Here is a 235-nt window from a genome sequence, read left to right on the forward strand (position 1 = left end):
GGCTTTGTTTAGCTGCAATCATCGCCAAACTGGTATCTAACATGCGATTGGCAAAGCCCCACTCGTTATCGCACCACAGCAACAATTTAACCAACTGCCCTGCGCTCACCCGAGTCTGGGTGCCATCAACAATACTGGAGCGCGGATCATGGTTAAAATCACAGGATACCAGCGGCTCGTCAGTATAGCCTAAGATGCCGTTAAATCGTCCATTGGCGGCCAATTCTAACACTTG

Annotated in this window: 1 pseudogene; it reads right to left on the bottom strand. The window is 49.8% G+C overall.

Annotation, left to right across the window (positions count from 1 at the left end):
* Window positions 1-235: pseudogene (locus B4920_RS28015) on the bottom strand (erythrose-4-phosphate dehydrogenase); the annotation flags it as partial.

It is taken from the genome of Zoogloea sp. LCSB751 (assembly GCF_002028455.1).
Lineage (GTDB): Bacteria > Pseudomonadota > Gammaproteobacteria > Burkholderiales > Rhodocyclaceae > Zoogloea.